At 41.4% G+C, this 16,917-nt stretch carries 19 protein-coding genes and 1 pseudogene; 12 read left to right on the top strand and 8 right to left on the bottom strand.

Annotation, left to right across the window (positions count from 1 at the left end):
* Window positions 1–46 precede the first annotated feature (46 nt).
* From HPS57_RS13735 to HPS57_RS13750, 4 genes are all read right to left on the bottom strand, one after another.
* A complete protein-coding gene (locus HPS57_RS13735) occupies window positions 47–3,334 on the bottom strand; it encodes a DNA primase (protein WP_172184090.1) in 3,288 nt (1,095 codons plus the stop codon).
* Complete coding sequence (locus HPS57_RS13740; protein ID WP_172184092.1) at window positions 3,331–3,534, bottom strand: MerR family transcriptional regulator; 204 nt, start codon at window positions 3,532–3,534, stop codon at window positions 3,331–3,333. Before HPS57_RS13740 ends, HPS57_RS13735 begins: the two co-directional genes overlap by 4 nt.
* A gap of 175 nt (window positions 3,535–3,709) precedes the next feature.
* Window positions 3,710–3,994, bottom strand: a complete 285-nt coding sequence (locus tag HPS57_RS13745) for a hypothetical protein (RefSeq protein ID WP_172184094.1) — start codon at window positions 3,992–3,994, stop codon at window positions 3,710–3,712.
* An 18-nt stretch (window positions 3,995–4,012) separates the two neighbouring features.
* A complete protein-coding gene (locus HPS57_RS13750; RefSeq protein ID WP_172184097.1) occupies window positions 4,013–4,204 on the bottom strand; it encodes a hypothetical protein in 192 nt (63 codons plus the stop codon).
* A 145-nt stretch (window positions 4,205–4,349) separates the two neighbouring features.
* Here HPS57_RS13750 and HPS57_RS13755 point away from each other — a divergent pair, with 145 nt between their 5' ends.
* The 3 genes from HPS57_RS13755 (at window position 4,350) to HPS57_RS13765 (ending at window position 6,930) form a co-directional block, all read left to right on the top strand.
* Window positions 4,350–4,802 (top strand): helix-turn-helix transcriptional regulator, encoded by a 453-nt coding sequence (locus HPS57_RS13755; protein WP_172184099.1) that lies wholly within the window; start codon window positions 4,350–4,352, stop codon window positions 4,800–4,802.
* Between the two features lie 665 nt (window positions 4,803–5,467).
* Window positions 5,468–6,439 carry a phage integrase SAM-like domain-containing protein gene (locus tag HPS57_RS13760; protein ID WP_172184101.1) on the top strand — a complete coding sequence of 324 codons (972 nt, stop codon included), beginning with the start codon at window positions 5,468–5,470 and terminating at the stop codon, window positions 6,437–6,439.
* 110 nt (window positions 6,440–6,549) lie between these two features.
* A complete protein-coding gene (locus HPS57_RS13765) occupies window positions 6,550–6,930 on the top strand; it encodes a hypothetical protein (RefSeq protein ID WP_172184103.1) in 381 nt (126 codons plus the stop codon).
* 77 nt (window positions 6,931–7,007) lie between these two features.
* On the opposite strand, the gene HPS57_RS13770 is transcribed toward HPS57_RS13765, so the two are convergent.
* The 4 genes from HPS57_RS13770 to HPS57_RS13785 form a co-directional block, all read right to left on the bottom strand.
* Complete coding sequence (locus HPS57_RS13770) at window positions 7,008–7,289, bottom strand: MerR family transcriptional regulator (RefSeq protein WP_172184105.1); 282 nt, start codon at window positions 7,287–7,289, stop codon at window positions 7,008–7,010.
* Window positions 7,290–7,467: 178 nt separating this feature from the next.
* A complete protein-coding gene (locus HPS57_RS13775) occupies window positions 7,468–8,184 on the bottom strand; it encodes a hypothetical protein (RefSeq protein WP_172184107.1) in 717 nt (238 codons plus the stop codon).
* Between the two features lie 198 nt (window positions 8,185–8,382).
* Window positions 8,383–8,724, bottom strand: coding sequence for a transposase (locus HPS57_RS14480; RefSeq protein WP_369811549.1), 342 nt, complete (start codon window positions 8,722–8,724; stop codon window positions 8,383–8,385).
* Window positions 8,636–9,241 (bottom strand): transposase, encoded by a 606-nt coding sequence (locus HPS57_RS13785; RefSeq protein ID WP_172184112.1) that lies wholly within the window; start codon window positions 9,239–9,241, stop codon window positions 8,636–8,638. Before HPS57_RS13785 ends, HPS57_RS14480 begins: the two co-directional genes overlap by 89 nt.
* 303 nt (window positions 9,242–9,544) lie before the next feature.
* Between HPS57_RS13785 and HPS57_RS13790 the strand changes: the two genes are divergently transcribed.
* From HPS57_RS13790 to HPS57_RS13830, 9 genes and pseudogenes are all read left to right on the top strand, one after another.
* Complete coding sequence (locus HPS57_RS13790; RefSeq protein ID WP_172184114.1) at window positions 9,545–9,931, top strand: helix-turn-helix domain-containing protein; 387 nt, start codon at window positions 9,545–9,547, stop codon at window positions 9,929–9,931.
* A 104-nt stretch (window positions 9,932–10,035) separates the two neighbouring features.
* Window positions 10,036–11,187, top strand: coding sequence for an AAA family ATPase (locus HPS57_RS13795; RefSeq protein ID WP_253946587.1), 1,152 nt, complete (start codon window positions 10,036–10,038; stop codon window positions 11,185–11,187).
* Between the two features lie 83 nt (window positions 11,188–11,270).
* On the top strand, window positions 11,271–12,209 hold the full coding sequence (locus HPS57_RS13800; protein WP_172184116.1) for a DUF8464 domain-containing protein: 939 nt from the start codon (window positions 11,271–11,273) through the stop codon (window positions 12,207–12,209).
* Between the two features lie 240 nt (window positions 12,210–12,449).
* Window positions 12,450–12,800, top strand: coding sequence for a hypothetical protein (locus HPS57_RS13805; RefSeq protein WP_172184118.1), 351 nt, complete (start codon window positions 12,450–12,452; stop codon window positions 12,798–12,800).
* 18 nt (window positions 12,801–12,818) lie between these two features.
* A complete protein-coding gene (locus HPS57_RS13810; RefSeq protein WP_172184120.1) occupies window positions 12,819–13,385 on the top strand; it encodes a hypothetical protein in 567 nt (188 codons plus the stop codon).
* A gap of 171 nt (window positions 13,386–13,556) precedes the next feature.
* Window positions 13,557–14,312, top strand: coding sequence for a ParA family protein (locus tag HPS57_RS13815; RefSeq protein WP_172184133.1), 756 nt, complete (start codon window positions 13,557–13,559; stop codon window positions 14,310–14,312).
* Between the two features lie 2 nt (window positions 14,313–14,314).
* Window positions 14,315–14,659: a hypothetical protein gene (locus tag HPS57_RS13820; protein WP_172184122.1), complete on the top strand. Its 345-nt coding sequence runs from the start codon at window positions 14,315–14,317 to the stop codon at window positions 14,657–14,659.
* A 150-nt stretch (window positions 14,660–14,809) separates the two neighbouring features.
* Window positions 14,810–15,304, top strand: a complete 495-nt coding sequence (locus HPS57_RS13825) for a hypothetical protein (RefSeq protein WP_172184124.1) — start codon at window positions 14,810–14,812, stop codon at window positions 15,302–15,304.
* 708 nt (window positions 15,305–16,012) lie between these two features.
* Window positions 16,013–16,879: pseudogene (locus tag HPS57_RS13830) on the top strand (IS30 family transposase); the annotation flags it as partial.
* Window positions 16,880–16,917 lie beyond the last annotated feature (38 nt).

The following is a 16,917-nucleotide window of genomic DNA, read 5'->3' on the forward strand; positions in this document are numbered from 1 at the left end:
AATGTGTTGTTGTGCACTAAAACTGATATATAACAACCCGGCAATATTAAAATGGCAACTCTTCCAACACCGGATTATTTGTTAAGGTGCTATCTTTGCCATTCATATCTTCCATCATATCCATAGCGTCCGACACCACCTCTGTTTCTAGCTCCAACCCAAACGCATCTTTCAGTTGTAGATAGTCAAAGCATAGAGCCTTGGGACGGTTCACCTTGATTCGCTTCACTTGCTCGCCGTTAATCATTTCAAACAAGTAGTCAGGAGTTCCGTTGGGTGTAAGTATAACGAAACGGTCTTGTTTTAGTCCCAAGTACGAACTATGGGATTTCAAATAAGACATGATGGTGGACCAATTCGAGCGGTTGGCGGTGGCGTTCATGTTCCGGCTGTTGAACAGCGAAGCCACTGCCGCCATATTCAGGTACAGGATGGGACGGGCTTCCCTAAACTCTATATCCTCCTTGACCGAGATAGGACGGAAGGATTTCTGGTACTTGATACGGTAATGCGCACGGTCTATACATTTCCCTGAAGTCTGGAAGCCCTGAAGCATATTCCAGAAGTCGGCGACCTCCGAACTTTCCTGTGCCAGCTCGTTCTGATTGCGCATACCCCTGACGGCTGTATCAAACAGCCCGGTGTAGTTGAATGGTACTTCGATGACGGTTTCCAATGTCCTGAACGTAGCCAACGGTATCACCCAGTTTCCAAAAATACGGTCGTGGATGGTATCGTTTTCCAATTTGGACGCCAATTCGCGCTTGGTAATGGAATAGATTTCTGAGAAATTCTTTTCAAACAGTTCCCGATGACGGAGCAATTCCACTGTCAGGTGGGTCAGCCCCATGTTGCATACAGACACCAAATCTTCATAATGCCTCTTTTCCTGTTGGCTGAATGAGGTCTTAGTGAACGCCAGAAAGATGACACGGGTATAGAGGGCCATATCCTGTGTAGGTTTATCTTGCCCACACAGCGCAACACCGGTGGTCACGATGGTCTGTGCCGCCATACCGTCCGTGTTCGTATTCTTCTTGGTCTGACCGCCACCGCCCCAAAGTCCTTTTAGGTAAGCAATCTTTCTGATGTCGAGGTCGTTCTTGTATTCGTCCAATACCACCAATGTATTGACTGCCTGCGATACGCGGTCGTTCATTGCAGGGATGGATGTCACTCCCAGGTTGGGCGGATCCACACCATGCAGGAAGAATGATTGTAGCGAAGTGGCCAACGTGGTCTTACCCGTTCCCTTTTCACCGAAGAGGTTCAGGATTGGGAAATGTCTGGTACGCTTGAACACTATATTTCGGAACAGAGTAGACAAGAGATAGCAGAAGGCAATGCTTGCATTCTCACCAAACACCTCCATAAGCTTTGATGCAAAGTCGTATAACTTCACACCGCTACGGTTCTCGTGTACCATCAACCGCTCGAATTGGAATATCTCCTGATTGTGGATGTAAATCTTGGAGGTAGCCGGAATATAGAAAGCCTTATCGTTGATGCCACGGACGATACCCAGCTCATCAACATTCTTGAATACACCATCGTTAGTCAAAATGCCGTTGCCAAAGGCAAAGAAGTCCTCGTTGGCGTTCCAGCCCAATTTGCGGATGCGCTCTGCCGTATCGGTCTTGGAGTATAGATATTCCTTGACACGGTTGAGCTTGTCTATTTTGGCGAGCCAAACATAATTACCCAATGAACCTACCTTTTGTTGAAAGTTGCTTAGTGAACACAACTCAGACTCTTTCAACTCAATAACCCTACATACGTTATGCGTATTCCGTAGCCGAAATATACGAGTACCATTGCTTTCATCTTCAATGTGGAATAGAGGTTCCATAATGAAATTGGAAATTCTGGACGGGTCTTCATCTTCCTCCCCGGTAGAATAGTAACAATTCTCCCGGATGAACAGCCCGAACTGGCGCAACAGTTCCGCTTCACGTTGCAGGTCACTCATGGAGGAAATTTTGTCATTTCTCTTTTTCGCTTCTCCACGGGCTTGTGCCACAGCGTCACGCCATAGCTTTACCTTGCCGTGCAGTTTGGCCAGTTGCTCGATACATTGGTCGAATACCAACTGGTCTTTTACATAGCGCAACAGGTCAGCGATTTCAGCCACGCATTTACGTTCTTCCACCAATGAACCGGCAACAAGGAAACGCTTTTGAGCGAGCCAGACGATGAAATGCTTCTCTTTGAGCGAGGTGTAATCTTCTTTGCAATGAATAAAGCTGTCAGCATCATTCTTCTGTTGCTTTTCATCGTCACCAACAACCGAAGCGAAGGGCAATTCCCTGACAGTCGCATAAAATCCCTTTTTGATGGCGGCAGCTCCGTTTGTCATGACCGCCTCAAAGCCAGGCCCGAAACTCTTTCCGTCCGCCACATCGGAATCCGGGATGAAGCACAAGGACGATGTATGTGGTTTTAACAGGTCGAACTGGTTTTCACTCCAAGCAGTGCCGAGTGCGGCCACCGTATTGTCAAAACCTACTAACTGCATCCGAAGCACATCGGGCGCACCTTCCACAATGATATAATAGTCCGAATTACGTTGTCGAAATGCCCTGTCAATACCGAACAATGTTTCCCCTTTGGAGTAGATACAACTGGTTGCCGAGTTGATATATTTCGGGGCTTTTGGATTGTCACCAATGTAACGGGCGGTATAGGCGATGATGCGTCCCCACCTGTTCCGGATCGGAATCATGACACGCTGACGAAACATCGGATAGGCACAACCGTCTTCACCACGCTTGAACAGTCCCAGCTCGAACAGGGCTTCCTCGTTGAGCGACTTCCTGCGGCAATATTCTATGAAATCGCTCCCGTTTTTTGGCGCATAACCGATGCCGGACACGGAACAGAACTCTTCCGTCCACCTGCCATAAGCGTAATCACGGGCAGCTTGGCATTCACTGCTCATGTTCGTCCTCAGATTCTCTAGAAAATATTCCTGCACATGCTCCAGCGCAATGAACAAGGATTCCTTGTGTCTTGCTTCGGCAATCTGCTCTTCGGAACGCTCTTCATCAACATATTCTATTGGGATGTTGTGATTCTTGGCAATGAATCGAACCGCTTCCCAAAAGGGCAGATTCTCTTTCTCCATTATAAAGGATATGGAATCACCGCCACGGTTGCAACTGAAACAGTGGAATAGGTTCTTTTGGGGTGATACGGAGAATGAGCCTGTCCGCTCCGAATGGAAAGGGCAGACACCCATTAATGCAGCTCCCTTTCTTGAAAGCTGCACGTATGGTTTGAGAACTTCCTCGATGGGAAGGTTTTTTACTTTGTTTAGAGTAGATTCATTAATCATAGAGCGGTCAGGATGTGCCAGCAGTCAATGATTGACTGCCCGGAGTATTTTGGACGACAGACATTATCCGGATTAATCGGCTTGATATAACCGCACCTTTTGTATTTACGGAGTGTCTTGTGACTAATGCCCAGCTCCATACAGGCTTGCTTGACTGAGTAGACTCCATTAGGGTCGCACTTAGGCTTTATTTCTTTCATTGAACATTTTTTGTTATGGCTGTATTGGTTTGATGCGAATCCAATACGAACCGAAATTATACTATTTGCCACCCTAGTGAAAGAATCGTTGCTATGATTACAGTATGGGAATGTCTATATCCATATTATAAGCATAATAATGTTTGTTTCTTTGGTGTATCGTTATGTTTACATTCTACTTACACTTGCTGTTTTTCAGATAATCCTGAGAAATGCGTTGCAGAAGTCTGAGGTCGGCAGTACGGTATTCCACTTTTCCCGGCCTTTTGTATGTCTTCACTTTTCCCTGCTTTCTCCAGCGTTCCACATTCCTGCGACCGAATATTTCAAATGCCTTTCGTTGGCTGATGAACTCCGGATCGTTGCTGTCGGATTTTAGTAGCTTGACAATACGGGCAGATAGGTCGTTAATAAATGTGTCATAGGGAATAAGACGGTCGATAAATTGAATAAACTCCATATTGCATATGTTGTTTATTCAAGAGATTCTTGAAACTGTAATCGTCTGATTCTCGCGGTTGGTTTTCGTCTTGAATCTGCGATTAAAAATTGCTCCAAGTTCAGATGCTTGGGTACGGACGCTTTTCAAGCGCGAAATGGGAAACACGATAGCATCGCCGACTTCGAGGGCAACGAGCGCAGGACGGATTTTTTCTAAGTTTTCTACCATAATATTTGTTTGTTTAATATTTAATGTTTAACTTTGTACTCGAAAGTATAATTTATAACACCTGCAAAATAACATAAAATAGTTTAGACTACCAAATATTTGTTTGAAGATTTCTATTTAATCTTCAATAATTAATGATTTACCTATGGAAATAGATGTAAAACCAGTACATATAGGTCACGAAATTGACAGACGCCGTATCGAGCTTGGACTTAGCAAGTCAGAGTTCGGACGCCAGATTGGTGTTCCACAGCAGCATGTCAATCGTATTCTTGAACGCGAGACTATGGAAACCAACAAGCTCTTGAAGGTGTGTCAGGTCTTGGACTTTAATTTCTTTGCCCTGTTCTGTTCAATGTCGCATAAAATCTCCGCATACCTTGCGGCTGTTACCCTAAACGGTAATGCGAATAATAACATTGGAGATAGCGAATTGGCAACACAGCTTTCCAAAGAACAGGCTACCACCGATTCTCTAAAGGCAACCATCAGTTTGTTAAGGGAACATATTGATAGTTTGAATACGCAGATAAATCGACTTGACTCCAACTTGAAGGACAAGGACGTTATTATAGAACTTTTAAAAGAAAGGAAATAGACTTATGTAACATCAAGAATGCTGTGGCCATAAGATGGTTTTCATTATAGTAAAGCCCTTACATCTGTGCCGACACGGTAGTTTCTGACTATAAAAATAATAATGTTGTCATAGCCTCGCAGCCATAATACAAGAGGTCTAAGGTTCTTATTTATATGTATTGTGCTTATTTGTTTTCTATATCAATGTAAACAGCTAAATATCAATACTGTATTAAAGCGGCCCAAGCTGCAATCGAGTAAGAATCCCTCTGTATTTATACTGATCACACATTCTGTTTTTACTTTGTTTTCCCCAAGAAGTATAAAAACATGAAAATCAGTAAAGCATTAAAGTGGCGCAGGCTGCTGTAGAGGAATAAAACGAAAGTGCTGAAAATTAGCATCATAAAAGGCAAGTATCTGGGATTCAGGTACTTGCCTTTATTTTTTTGTGTTTATTCTGCACGTTCTCCAAGCAGACCAAGATGCCAAAAACGAGTGAAATGTTTCCCAATTTCACTTTATGTGTTTCCCAAAGCATATGAACCGGTACCTAAAAACAACGAATGTTTCCTAAAAAGTCCTCGTTGTTTCCCAAAAACAATGCTGTGTTTCCCAAAAAATAAGGGCATTTTCAACTATAGCAATAAACGTAAATACTAATTTTCAAATAACACTTTCAAAATGGCAACATTAAGAGCAATTGTAAAAACAAAGATGAGAAACGGAATGTACAAAGTGTATATCCGATTTACTCACAACAGACAGTTCTCTTACATGAGAACTTCATGGATGGTCAATGAAAAGGGACTGTCTGATGACAAAAAAGACATAATAGATCCATTTGTCATCCAACAAACCTCTATCTTGATAGAGGAATGCTATAATAAGCTAAACCAAGTAGATACTTCTAAATGGTCTGTAAAAGAAGTCTTGGAGTTCGTATTAGAGTACGAGAAAGACATATCCTTCTCGGATTATGCAAGATTGCACATTGATAAGATGATAAAACGTGGCCAGGAACGTACCTCTCGTAACTATAAATGGGCCCTGCAGCATCTGGAAAAGTTTGCCCGAACGGACAATCTTATGTTCTCTCGTCTAACATCTGCTTTTCTTAATAGGTGGATTGAGACATTATCACAAACTACTACTCGTAGTAAAGAGCAGTATCCTGTATGCATTAGAGAGATATATAAAGCTGCTATCATGGAGTTTAATGATGAGGAGCGTGGTTTGAGCAAACTTAATAATCCATGGAGTAAAGTGAAGATTCCTCGCAGTGATGTTCCTGAGAAACGTGCTATCCCAGCAAGTAAGTTGCGTGCGTTCTTTAATGTCGTACCGGATAGAAGCCGTTTCACCAACCCGTTGATGGAGGTTGGACAGGATGTTGCATTGATTTCCTTCTGCATGTGTGGTCTTAATGCCGTGGACATCTTTAATGCGAAGAAGGATCAGTATAATAATGGAATCTTCCACTATGAGCGACAGAAAACAAGGTCTACACGTTCAGACCGTGGTTACTTCGAAGTGCGTGTACCACCCTTTTTGAAACCAACCTTTGAGAAGTACCTCTCTAAGAAGGCAGATTCTCCATGGTGTTCAATTTTCATGACCGATTATCAACTTCTGATTCTTTCTGCGCAAATGTAAATATTGGAATTAAACAGGTTTGGGAGAAAGTAGAACCAGGATTCAGAGCATCATTGTATGCGTTCCGTCATAGTTGGGCAACCATAGCGCAAAATGAATGTGGCGCAACTATGAATGAGGTTGATTTCGGTCTTAACCATTCCATAAACAGAATGGCAAGAGTCTATGTCAAGATAGACTATACTCCTGTGTGGATTCTTAATGAAAAGGTTATAGATTTCGTTTTCTTTACAGATAATGAGTCCAAGCACATCGAAAAAGAGGATAAGTCTTTCGAGAGAATATCCAAATACAATAATGTTCGTGCAGAAGCATACGTTATGGGCAAAATGGTTTGTGCCATCGAAGATACCGGTTTCTCTAACGTTGATCAAATCATGGATAAATTGACGACAATGCTTCCTGAAAAAATCAGCAACACTCGTGTTCAGTTCAAGATTACTAATATTGACAAGGATCTAACACAGATGTATCAGCGTCTTGTTAGATAGTCACTACGCTTGACAACAACGAAAAAGCTCAAATATGGCATAAAGTCACATCTGAGCTTTTTCGTTTTTTTATACGCTTACAAGAGATAGTTTTGTTGAATATTCGCAAGTTTCTGCAAATCTGTCAGCTTATATCGTTTCTTGCCAGGCGATATTCTGGAAGGCTTTAACTTGCCACTCTTTATCCATCTTTCAACATCTGCACGTTCATACATTTGGAACGCTTTTGTCTGGCTGATTTCAAGCTGGCCTTTTTCAACCTGATGAATCCTTAAAGCAATCATTGTCGCTAGCTCGTTGACAAACTGGTCGAATGTGACAGTTTTATCAATGAAATGACATTCTGTATTTTTGTCCATTATCTGTATTTCTTATGATTATTGTTATTGAAAAGGAGGAGCTACCTCCGCACTCGAACCGATTCGAATGCAAAGGTAGTTCCAACAATCACAATGCGTAGAAAAACCTACTATATAGGGCTTCTTATATATTCATTATATATCTTCCCTACTTGTCGTTGGTTGGATTTCTTGCATTTCACATGCTTTCTTTCAGTTTCTTGACAAAATCATCGCATACACTTTCAAAGCCGACATCGTCAATTTTATAGTTAGACAATTTGGCTTTTGCGAGCTTCACGTTTTTTGCCTGAGACAGACCGCAACGCAACTGACTTGCACGCAGTGGCTCATTGTTGGCAGACGAGGCAATAAGCTTATTGTTCTCAATTATCATTTGCCATCGGAAAGGCAATAAACCATAAGAGCGAAGAGCATCAAAGAACAAGGCAACATGTCTGTTGATGCTTGCCTGAAGTGGTTTGGAAAGTTGACACATGAACAAATTCTTGATATCAGAATCAGTCACGGTATTTTTAAAGAGACTTACTTTATTCACGAACTGTGTGATGATGCCAATCTGCTGATCTGAAAATCGAGCAAGGCAGTCTTTTTCGGGAATAAGGCTTTCTCCGGAATCAAACAGACGAGACATTTGCTGATAGTCCTCTTCCTCAAACTTCTCTTTTAAAAAATAAACTTCAACGAGGTCACGACGGTTTTCAAGAAGCTCTTTCAAACCGCAGACGTTCATGAAATGAACCCTTGCATCGCATTCACTCACGTTCATAACTGGAAGATGATAGTAATAGAAATCATTCACATAGCGAGAATATGACTTCTCACCATTAATGATTTCAGACTGGTACTGCTCATAGGCAGCACTATACAGTTGCCAAAGCTCATCCTTTGGCAACTCATTCTCTGTTTTTTTTTGCGCAGTTTACGCAACATGGGCACAAAAAGAGAGAAAACGGGCGTTTTTGTTAACCGTTTCATTTTCTTTTTGTTAAATTGATAATGTGATAAAATATAATGAGTTAAATCGCATAGGAACATCTATGCGATTTTTAAAATTTCGAGAAAAGTACGGGCTAATCAAGAATGGTGTCATTTAATGCAATGGCTTATTCTTTACAATTAAATTCATGAGTGTATCAAACAATACAGTGTTATCCCTATATCCATTAAGTCGGAAGTAGTATTCATTCAAATAGTCTTGAATGTATTCTGCAGAACAGTGACGATGTACTCCAAACAACCACTTCTTTAGATTTGATATATGGTTGTCCATGAGAGTTGAATTTTCTAATCTTGTAGCTGTCCTATCTGAATATTCATCTGCATATTGCTCGCATCTACTCTCTTTACCGACTATGATTTGACTTACTACTGATGTGTTTTTTGAAAAAATCTCTAATAGAGTCCGGTGATGCACTGTCAACGACATAGGCATATTCGTGACCTGCTATCTTCCCATCAAGGATTTCCATGCAGATAATCACCAAATCGCCTTTTGGTGAACATTTTGAATCTCCTATCTCAAAGGAGCCAACGAGAATCATACCTTCTAGAGGTTTATCCTCGACATAGCCCATAGCATGTTGTATCTTCCGTTTGAAATCCCAGACTGTTTTTTGTCTTAATCCGTATTTTATAGATAAAGCCGTTGATGTTACACCATTTTCTGATATGCATAGATTGAAGGCAATGTGAAAAGCTGTATTAAGAGAGAACTTGATTTTGTCAAATACAGTACCTGCAGTCGGACTTTCATCGTGCTTGCATTTAGTGCAGCGTCTTGAAAAAGGCAGATGACCTTTGCAATAATGAGTATTGCCACACCTAGAACATACGAAAGTGTCATCTTTCCATTTGATTTCAGACAAGTATTTGAAGCAATCGTCATCATTGGTGAAGTGCTTATTGAACTTGTCTTGGTTTGTACCATAAAATGCCATTCTCTTAATCATGCTGCAAAATTAGTAAAAATATTCTAAAAAGTGCGGTCTAAACGCCTAAATAACACAAACACCCATGTTAATCAGGAGTAGCACATCATTTCCATTCAGATTTAAGACATCAATTGCAAGAAAGTGCTAAATCAGTCAATAAAGACTACCAAATGAAAGGTACATAACTATATAATAGCGAAACAATCATTCCTATATAGCATCATTATTCCTTATAGTGACTTACCTCCTCTACCTTTGCAAACGAATCGGTTCAATAATGAGGTTAGCTACCTCAATGTCTAATTTCAAATCCATGTAAAGATGGCAAAAAAGAAAACTGAATACGAGCTCTTGTTGAAACGCATTGAGCTCTTGGAAATGCAGATTAAAGAGCTGAAAACGGTGGAACCAGAAGTTATCAATGATCGACTCCAATCAATAGAAGAAACACTTTATACCACCAAGGATATACTGAACATGAAGGAAGTTTGTCAGTACCTTGATATATCACAGAGTCTTCTGTATAAACTTACCTGCAATGGCGAGATTCCACATTTCAAGCCACGTGGCAAGATGATATTCTTTGAAAAAAAGGAATTGATTGAGTGGATTAAGAAGAGCAACTTGGTAAGCTCAGAAGTAGTTAAAGGGTCTTCTAAAATAATGTCTAATGATTCCGCTAATTATGAAGAAAACGAAAAAGAATAGCATTGATGGCGTTAATCTTCCCGACTCACGTTTGGTAGAACTGCTTGACAGATGTGCAATCACGGTCAAAGATGTTAGAACTAACATAAAAAAGAATAAGCAAAATGGCAAAAAGAACGAATAAGATAGGTACAGGTAATCAAAAGGAACCATTTGAGCATCAGTCTCTTGAAGTGTCTATGCTTGACAAAGACAATTTCAGCGATGAAGAACTTGATTCCTATCTCTCAAAAGGCGAAATCAAGGCTACAGACAAAGTTACTATACCGCCCAAGATCCTTTTTGTTGGTGACTGCACCATTGCAACTTTTGGTAACTTCAGTGCATCCACAGGCAAAGCAAAGAGTAAGAAGACCTTCAATATATCAGCAATGGTAGCCGCTGCTGTTACAAATACTACAGTTTTGAACTACAGAGCGTGTCTCCCAGATGGCAAACGAAAGATTCTGTATTTCGATACAGAGCAAAGTAAGTACCATTGCCACACGGTTTTGGAGCGTATTTATAAGCTGTCTGGGCTATCCTTCAAAAAGGATGATCCTCGCCTTATGTTCTGGGGACTGCGTGAATACACCCCAAAACTGCGTATTGCCCTTATTGATTATGCTTTGCGCAAGTACGATGAAGTTGGTCTTGTTATCATCGATGGTCTGAGAGACCTTATGTACGACATCAATAACGGCAAGGAAGCAACAGATGTGATGACTGTTTTGATGGCATGGACAAGTGTATATGACCTGCACATTCACACTGTCCTTCATTTGAACAAGAACGACAACAACCCTCGTGGTCATATAGGTACTGAACTGGAAAACAAAGCTGAGACGGTTCTTATTATCAGCAAGAATATGCAGAACAACAGTATCAGTGAAGTTAAACCAATGCACATGCGAGATAAGGAGTTCAGGACTTTTGCTTTCCATATAGATGACAACAAACTCCCTGTTCTTGATTCTGGCATTTCCGTAACAGTTGTGAAGCGACAAGAGAAATCCCTCGTCAGTCTGGACAATGAGATACATCAGGAGATTTTAAGTAAAGTGTTTGAGAACAACTCTCCTTCAAGATACAATGATCTGGTTAACTCTATCTCAGAAGCTTATGAAGCTGCTGGTTACAAACGAGGAATCAATGGTATCAAGGATCTCATTAAACTCCTGACTGGCAAAGGTATCATCGTAAGAGAGAAAGAAGGATATGTCTATAAATCAGAATGTTTCAAGAAAGCCGTATCAAGCAGAGGTGAACAGGTTTAAGGTTTAAGTTTAGAGGGTATATATACACACATACGCGCACACGCACGCACATGCACGTAGGCGCAATATAATCTATAATGAACATGACAATTGAAGAAATAAAGTCTGTTAGTATCTATAATTGGATGAAGGAGAATGGTTATGGGGCTGGTTCTATTAAAGGCAAGAATGTCTTCTATTGTTCACCGTTACGTTCTGAGAAAACTCCATCATTCGTAGTCAATACCAAGGATAATCTTTGGTATGACTTTGGTACGGGTAAAGGTGGTAACCTCATAAACCTTGTTGAACAAATAAATTCGGCATGGACGATGCATGAGGTATTGGGCTATCTTGAAAAGCAAATCAAAGAGAAAAGGCTTCAATTCAATGAGGATTTTAATGCCCGAATACTGGAGGAGGAAAAGAAGCGTCAATGGCTTACGGGTAAACGAATTGAATATCAAGAAAGTAAAAACCAGGAAACTATTGTTGACAAGGTTATTCCTCTCACTCACCCTATTCTTCGTGACTATATAATCCAGAGACATATAGACTTTGCCATAGCCCAGAAGTACTGCAAAGAGGTTCATTATTCATTCCGAGGCAGACAATACTATGCTATCGCCTTTATGAATGTCGTGGGTGGCATGGAGGCTCGAAATAAACTCAGTAAGCGTTGTATAGGCAAAAAGAGTATTTCTGCTATCTATCCGAATGAAGTTCCTCAGAAAGAATGCTGCATTTTTGAGGGCTTCTTTGACATGCTGGCATATATGACGATGTCTGCTCGAATGCCTGGCAATGGTGTTACCGTTGTAGAATCATGCGACCTGTTTGTTCTTAATGGTGTTGGCGAAGTAAGGTTGCTTTTGCCCTATCTTAAACGATATGACTCCATTCATTGCTTTCTAGATAATGATGAAGCAGATAGGACTGCCACAAAGGAGATAACCAAAGCCTACCCAAATAAATCCATTGATGAGTCATATAGATACCAATGTTATAATGACCTGAATGACTTTCTCCTTGAAAAGAAATAGCATTGCATGCATTCATCTAATTCTGTGGTGGTTACAAATAATGTTGCAAAGGTAATAGCTTTGTCTTCATCTGATCAAGGTCAAACACTTGTGTATGATGGTAAAATCTCCACACCTACGGGTAGTATTTGACCACATAACCTTGCTCTATTCGACCAAAGCACCTTTAGAGGGCAACAAATTTGTTGAACCATCCCAGAAGTAGAAGAAATCTACGAAAGGGAGAAAAAATAATATCGCATGACGACTATACAATCTATTTTGAGCCGACTGACTGAGGCGGTGAGTGGTACTGACAAGAAACTCTTCAATGAGCAGGAGTTAGTCAAGTTTGCTACATTCTATCTTGACAAGTGGGATGAGAACACGAGTGAAGACGTGATAGCAGAGTCTTTCGTTGACTTTTGGTGGAACACCGATAGGACTTGCAGAAGATGTTCAGAGTGTGGCAAGTTGATGCGTGAGGGCTATTGTGTGGATATGGGTGTAGCCTACTATTGCAGTAAAGACTGCTTGCATACCGACTTCACCGATGAAGAATGGAATGAGGAATGCGAGAACAACGACCAGAGTTATTATACAGAGTGGTAATCAATTAAATACAAGACTATGGCAAATCAAGCAACAACGACCTATAAGGTCACAGGAACACGTAAGGCAGTAAACAACCTTTGGAACACCTTGCAAAGCATGGAGGTTAATAACAAGAACATTTGGTTGAGTGACCTTGCAAAGCATTATGGTATTGACTATAAAGCAAAACATATCTGCGTCAGAGGTCATATCTATTGGGCTGAGTATGAGGAAGACGAAGACACATGTCTGCTTTCTTTTGAGACAGAAACAGCGTGGGATGCCTGTAACGACATCTTCTTTGAGATAGACAGACTTCTTGGCGGTGAGTTGAGCATGTCTTATCGTTGCTGCGAGTGTGGATGTGAGGTCTATTACACGCATGACGAAGGCAACTACTTTCCCGAAGAGTGTTGCGTCAGCGCATCGGGCGAACCATTTGAGGAGTGTTGTGATGATGTTTACGGCACTATCGAGGAAGCCATTAAGGAATGCATAGAGCAAGGTGAACGAACCAATGAGCAAATGATGGACTATATCAATGAGTATGAGTACGACAACGATGAAACATATTTCTACATCCGTACTTTTACTTTTGAGTAAATGAACTTTCAACTCCTGACGCTTCTCCTGACGCTTATAGTTGTTAGGAGGAGCGAGAAGGACTCTCGCAATCTACACAGACTTTTGTACACGTTAATACATGTACACGTGTAGAAATGAATACATGTTGACATGAATACGTTGATACATATATACAAAAAGAAAAATATTATGTCATTGAGAATTATTACATTAGCCAATCATAAGGGAGGCGTATCAAAGACGACTTCCACAGCCTCTATCGGGGCTTGTATGGCACGCATGGGTAAAAAAGTCCTGCTTATAGACCTTGATGGTCAAGCAAATCTTACATTGTATTTCATCCCCAATGAGAATGAAATTGACGCAAGCATCTTTGACTCTTTGGTCGATGGCGCACCCTTGCCAGTGAAGCACGTTAGAGAAAATCTCGACCTTATTCCTTCTTCACTTGAAATGGCAAGTGCAGAAATAGCCTTGACCAATCTTCTAGCAAGAGAACAGTTGCTAAGCAAACTGCTTGAACCAATCAAGCGGAACTATGACTACATTCTAATAGATTGTCCCCCATCATTAGGAATAGTCACTACCAATGCTTTCCTCGCAGCTGACGAAATCATTGTACCTATGACTCCCGAACTTCTTCCACTGAAAGGTATGAGGATGCTTGATGCCTTCGTTTCAACATTGCAGAGAGTAAAGCCCAACCTTCGGCTTGGTGGTGTCTTTATCGCAAGATTCAATCATCGTAAATTGAACAAGGTGGTAGAGCAAGCCGTGAAGTTTCGTTACGATGCTATCACTATGAAGACCCGCATTCGTGAGAATATAGCTCTGGCAGAGTCGGCAGGTAGTGGTCAAAGTATCTTCGAGTACGACCCTCATTCAAATGGAGCAAAGGACTATCAGGCATTGACAGAAGAGATAATTTCACGTAATCAATGGTGACTATGGCACGGAAGAATATGGACATCTTGGTTGGTAATATCCTTGGTGATGCTACCATCCAGCCACAGGAGAAAAATGACAAGACAGATGTGACTTCCCAGGAGAAACAGAATACTCCCCAAAGTCCTAAAAACAATAAGGTATCTCCCAAAGAAGACCAATGGCAGCACTTCTCCTTCATCTGTTCAACAGAACTTGTTGGCAAGGTGCAAGCCATTGCCCACAAGGAAGGTTTTACTATTCGTTCCTTTATGGAATACGTTATGAAACAAGGCATTGACGCTTATGAGTCCAAGTATGGCAAAGTCAAGAAAATCAGAATAAAAAATATAAAGGAAGTGATGTGAAAAATGTGTACGTGTAGCCATGTATATATGAATACGTTGATACATATACATATTGATACATATACACATTGATACATGTACACACTTGGACGTGAATACATGTATATAAAAGCAACATATAAATATTATTAAAAATAGAACGACATGAAAATGAAAAAGTATCTTTCAATCGCCATCCTTATTATGCTGATGGCAACTCCGTTAGTATTCACCTCATGCGGTGGTGATGACCTTGTAGAGGACATCGAGAACCAGGAACCGAACGCCGAGATGTGGATAGAACCATATCATATCAAAGGCGCATCCGTTGAAGAGGTGAAAAGTTACATGGCTTCCCGAATGAGCCATCTCACCATGACTGAACAAGTGTCGGCAGGAAGTGTGCAGCTCATCTACTCAGACAAGAAGACAGGTGCAGGTATTGTCTATAGCTTCTCTCTTGACAGAGCACTTTACTCTGTCGTTGACACAGAACCTATTGCCAAAATGGACACAATCCTTCGACTATTGCACCAGAACTACGAGCTGGTTTCGGAACAATCTGGAGTTTATCTGTTCTCGACGGCAGACAAGTCAATAGCAATAAGTATTCTGCCAGTAAACAAGAGTTATATCTATGTGAACTATGACTTTGTCTCTCAATAGGTTTCTCACATAGCATGAATGCCACCATTGGGAACTACCCTAATGGTGGCTTTTCTATGAGTATGGCGAGGCTTCTTATTGAAAGTACCTGTTATAAGTCAAATGTCTTTCATTCATTTTTATAAAGAAACACATAAGATGTGGGCGTATCATACCTTATATGAGTTCATGGTTAAACACACGACCACAAAGATGCTCGTTTACAAATTTACCTAACCTTCTTGTTCTTGTAGATTTTAGATCCGACTGTTCTGCTTCTCTTGTTGCCACAAGATTGGTTCTGCTTGTCTGTTGCATCGAGTTCCTCCTGTTGCATACCTCTGCATCCACTTGTATTCCTTTACACATTATGGGACTCATTGGTGTATTCTATTGTTCCGTATAGCCACATTCTTAAATGAGGTGCTGTTTTCAACCTTTTTTGGGGATTTGCAATCCTTGTAGAATTACCTCTTGCTTGAACTTTTAATGTATAGCTATCCTTTGCCCGAACCTCTGCTATATTTTCTCGTCACCTTTTTCGATTCAAATTTTATGAACGAAGTACTCACACTTAGTTTTTTCGCTGCAAAGTTAGTGCAAGCCACATTGCTGCAAGTACCAGATACCCTATTCTCTGAATTATTTCAAAAACTTTTCCGTCTGATGTTCATCCATAAAACTTTTCTATACATTCAAGATAGAAGTGCAATTTCTTGAATGTATACCATAAATGTCCATCCGTCAACTGTCAGCCGTGAATTGCACCGCAATTCCATGGCTAACAGAGTGTATTACCATGAGAAAGCAGAGAAGCTTGCCCGAAGCCGCCGCAACCGTGTCCCCGGCAACCGCTCCATAAGCCCTGCGGTCAGGATGGTCGTTCGTGAGCTCATCCTTACCGAGGACTGGTCGCCCAAGCAAGTGTCAGGCTACCTGAAGCGCGAGAGAGGGATAAGCATCTCCCACGAGACCATCTACAAGATGATACGCGAGGACGCAACCGGGGAGCTTGCCGGGCATTGCCGCCATAAGATGCGCTACAAGAAGAAAAAGAAGCGCAAGCGTGAGACAAAGGCCACGAACATCAGGAACAGGGTAAGCATACACGAACGCCCTGCGGAAGCAGACGGCACACGCTTTGGAGACTACGAGATGGACCTCATCGTGGACAAGCGCGGCAACGCAATCCTGGTCATTGTCGAGAGAAGCACAAACTTCCTTCTCATGGCAAAGCTCAAAGAGGGCAGGAAAGCCATGCCGCTCGCTAAAGATGTGAGACGCCTCCTGCTGCCATACAGAGGTGAGAACCTCAAGAGCATAACCACTGACAACGGGAGCGAGTTTGCGGAGCATGAATGGATCTCAAGGCAGCTCAAGACGCAGGTATACTTCACTGACTCATACGCATCATGGCAGAAAGGATGCGTTGAGAACACGAACAAGCTCATAAGGCAGTACATTCCAAAAGGAACGGACATAAGCACTGTATCGGACAAGAAAATTGCTATGATACAGCACAAAATCAACAAGAGACCAAGGGAAAAACTGAAATTCTCTACGCCGGTAAGGGAGTTTTTCAAATTCTTTATGTAACTTTGCAAAAACAATTGCACTTGCGGGTTGACTCTTTA

It is taken from the genome of Palleniella intestinalis (assembly GCF_013166595.1).
Classification (GTDB): domain Bacteria; phylum Bacteroidota; class Bacteroidia; order Bacteroidales; family Bacteroidaceae; genus Prevotella; species Prevotella intestinalis.